Origin of the sequence: Gemmatimonas sp. (assembly GCF_041689975.1) — a bacterium.
Lineage (GTDB): Bacteria > Gemmatimonadota > Gemmatimonadetes > Gemmatimonadales > Gemmatimonadaceae > Gemmatimonas.
The window spans coordinates 1-3,370 of sequence record NZ_JBDNFF010000330.1 but is presented as its reverse complement, the minus strand read 5'-3'; the positions used below and the strand labels follow the sequence as shown (position 1 = coordinate 3,370).

Sequence of the window (3,370 nt, the reverse complement as noted above, 5' to 3'; positions counted from 1 at the left end):
TGCCGTCACGCCAGGTGGTCGCATCGCGCTGAGCGGACAAACATCCAGTCTCTTTCCGACCAGCTTGTCCGCCGTCACGCCGGACCGGATCGTGGCGGCGCGCGTGGTCACCGCCGACACCGTGGTCAACATTGCGAACGTGTCGATCAGCGGTGTCTCCCTGAGACTCGGGTATCGGCCAGCCAAGGCGGGTCAACATCTCATTGGCGTGCAGCTGGCTCCGCGAATGGTGCGCGAGTCACCGGCCAGCTTCAAACGGTATCTCGACCTGGAAGGCGCGCCGGAAGCCCGTGAGCGTTACGAACGGGAGGGACTATTGCCGGCTGACGCGACGGACAGTCTGACGCGTCGGTATGCCAAGTATGCCAAGACAATTGTTGAAGTCGGGCGCGGCGCGCGGGCGTACGCAGCGGCGTTGGGGCATCCACTGGAATTCATGCCCCTCAATGACCCATCGGCGCTGCGTGTGGGCGACACCCTGCACGTACGGATGGTCATGCTGGGACATACCGTTTCCAACGGACGGTTGCATTTCGGGTCCGTCCCCACGCGTGCGACATCGCTTCGTGACACGCTGGCAGCTCGGCGCTCGGCATCGCAGGACGTGTCAGGCACGACAGACGCCGATGGTCACGCGGCCGTCGTGATGACTCGCGCCGGCCTGTGGAACCTGCGCACCATTCAGATCGTACCGGCCCCCAAAGGATCCGGCGCGGACTGGGATGTGCATTGGGCCACGCTGGTATTTGCCGTAGCTGATCGGCGCTAGTATCGGCCCGACCGAGGCGGTACCACACGGTCGGGAGAAAGGACCGTGGGTGTGTGCGTGCTGTTCGCAGTCGTCATGTCAGGGTGGAGACGTCGCCACCAGAACCGCCGTCACGGCCAGCACCACACCCGCAGCTACCAATTCCAGCGTCGCGCTTCGACGTAGGCGGGACGTACCGATGGGCTGACCAAGTCTCGGTAACACCCATCGCCAATTGTACAAACCGACCCCGGCAACCACCGCTACGACTACCAGTTTTCGCACCAACACCAGTCCGTACTCCGACGACCACAGCGCGTTTACCGTTCCGATATTGCGCCAGCTGGCAATGATACCAGTCGCGCCAAGCACGGCGGAAAAGATCAAGGCGACGGGACTGAAGGCAGCCACCAGACGCGCAATGCCGTCGTGGTCAGCGCGACCGTTCGTGGTACGGAGCGCAGGAACCGCCACGCCCGCCATGAGGGCCAGACTGCCGATCCACCCACCGGCGCCGATCACGTGCAAAGCATCGACCAGCATAGCCACATATTGCTGGTCCGCAGCCGCCGGGTGACCCGACATGGCAGCGCTCCACGCGAGCGCACCAGCGCTTGCGATCAACAAAACCCAGCCCGGTGTATGCCACCTCACGAGCGGTGGTTGCACGGCGCGCCACCCGGCGATCGCAATCGCAAGCGTGGCGATCGCGAGGAGTAAGCCCGATCCCCAGACGGTTTGCAGCAACAACGGCGCCATCGTCGCTTGCGACCACCTCTCGCTGCCGAAGAAGGCCGCATGCTGCGCGGCCAACCGGAGCATCGTCACCACCACCAGCACGATCAGCGACCATCCCATCCATCGCATCGCGCGTTGCGCGATCGCTGTACGCACGTCGATGACGCCATCCCTGCCTGCGGCCGGTACGAACGCTGTTCTCGGCAGGATAATACGCAGCAGTGAGATTGAACCGAAAAATATCGTGATGCCCGCATACATCAGGAATCGAATCACCACGTATCCCGGTGATTCAACCCCGAACGTTTCCATCACATCACCTGGCTGCGTCAACGACGAACGTGAACTCTCCCTTCATGGGATGCCCATCCTTTCCGGCAGCCTGCCATCGCACGGTATACCGACCGGGCGGCATCGCTCCGGCGACTTTCGCCACCAGCGTGGCGGGATCCTTGGCATCGGACTGGACCTTATCGAGTGTCACCGCGCGCTGCGCGGCATCCAACACAGTCAACGTACTCAACGCCGCCGTAATCGTTTCATTGAACGTCAGTGACAGCACGGTTGGCGCTGACGCCACACGACCATTCACTGTCGGTGTCGCACTGAGCAACTTGGGATGGGCACTCGCGCGACTGATCGGCGCCAGCATGGCCGCAGCGAAGAGCATCACAGCTGAAATACGAGAAAGCATCGAAACGTCTCCAGTAGAGAAAAAAGAACCTGCGTCTCCCATCACCTAAACACCAGAAATGGGCCTTTCATCCGCAGCGCTCGACATCGAGCAATGAATCTCGGCCCGCAGCGCGCCCTCGCAAAACAGATGACTCCATGCCGATTGCGTGACATGACCACAGTGGGCGCCTGCTACACGCACATCGGCACCCGTCGACATGTCAGGAAGCGGATGTAACACCATGACGCCTGACGCCCATACCGCGAGTAGTGCGATGGCGGCCGCCGTGATGGAGCGACGCGACACGTGCGAGACGACCAGTGGTGCCTCTCCGGCCAGGCGCCGAATGCGGCGTTCGATCATGTGATCCCGATGGAATCCGATGGCGGGTTCCTCGATGTTCACGTGGCCACGAGCGACCCGTAGAATGGCCGAGGCGAGGGCCAGCCGGAGCGACGGCGCCACGGCATCGTCAGCCGCGATCTCTGCCTCGTCGGCGAGATCTTCCACCAGACGACGAATAGCCGGCAACCAGAACAGGGTATTCGCCAGGCCTCGCAGCAGAAACAGGCGCAGCGGATCACGGCGCCGCACGTGCGCGACTTCGTGAGCCAGCACCGCCTCCAGTTCCACTTCCGGTAACGTCTGCGACAGCTCGTGCGCCACGAAGATGTGCGGCGTCAACCATCCAACCGTAAACGCCGGATTCGGCAGCCCGCCAACGATGTGGACGCGTGACAGCGGAAACCCCAAACGCCCGATCACTCGTACGAGCACCGCGTCACTGTGCACCGCCGTTACGTCGAGGGCGGCCAGATGGCGTTGCATCCGCCACGCCGCGCGTCCGCGATCATACACCGCATAGGCCAGGCCGCCGAACAACACATAGTGGAATCCTTCGTGCACGGGCGCCAGCAGATGGTGCAGGGCCACCATGCAGAGTGGACCAAGATGCTCGAGTGAGGCCGGGAGCCAGTCTACTGCGCGTACCACATGATGGCCGAAGACGGGGCTGATGCTGAGCACCAGCAATACGGCGAGCGACAGGAGCACCGTGCGGCGATGCTGTTGCTCACGATGCGCAATCGGCACTGGCGGCGCGCTCGAGCGCTCGCTCTCGGTATGCTCCCCCGTCATAGGACCACGGCTCAGCCGCCGTTCCGGGCCTGCAGCCGACGCTGAATGAGCTGCGCCAACTCTTCCAATTT

4 protein-coding genes are annotated in these 3,370 nt (G+C 63.0%); 1 reads left to right on the top strand and 3 read right to left on the bottom strand.

From position 1 onward, the window contains the following. Positions 1-769, top strand: a 769-nt coding sequence (locus tag ACESNG_RS19665; RefSeq protein ID WP_373070480.1) for a DUF4198 domain-containing protein, incomplete at its 5' end; no start/stop codon positions are given. Between the two features lie 78 nt (positions 770-847). Here the strand turns inward: ACESNG_RS19665 and ACESNG_RS19660 are convergent. The 3 genes from ACESNG_RS19660 to ACESNG_RS19650 form a co-directional block, all read right to left on the bottom strand. Continuing rightward, a complete protein-coding gene (locus ACESNG_RS19660; protein WP_373070478.1) occupies positions 848-1,798 on the bottom strand; it encodes a CopD family protein in 951 nt (316 codons plus the stop codon). A 4-nt stretch (positions 1,799-1,802) separates the two neighbouring features. Further along, a complete protein-coding gene (locus ACESNG_RS19655) occupies positions 1,803-2,156 on the bottom strand; it encodes a copper resistance protein CopC (RefSeq protein WP_373065245.1) in 354 nt (117 codons plus the stop codon). A 69-nt stretch (positions 2,157-2,225) separates the two neighbouring features. After that, entirely contained in the window at positions 2,226-3,299 is a 1,074-nt protein-coding gene (locus tag ACESNG_RS19650) for a M56 family metallopeptidase (protein ID WP_373070476.1), read from the bottom strand. Between the last annotated feature and the right edge of the window lie 71 nt (positions 3,300-3,370).

Coding starts and splice junctions, on each gene's coding strand:
- ACESNG_RS19650 (WP_373070476.1), bottom strand. CDS start 3,299: ATGACGGGGGAGCATACCGAGAGCGAGCGCTCGAGCGCGCCGCCAGTG.
- ACESNG_RS19655 (WP_373065245.1), bottom strand. CDS start 2,156: ATGCTCTTCGCTGCGGCCATGCTGGCGCCGATCAGTCGCGCGAGTGCC.
- ACESNG_RS19660 (WP_373070478.1), bottom strand. CDS start 1,798: ATGGAAACGTTCGGGGTTGAATCACCGGGATACGTGGTGATTCGATTC.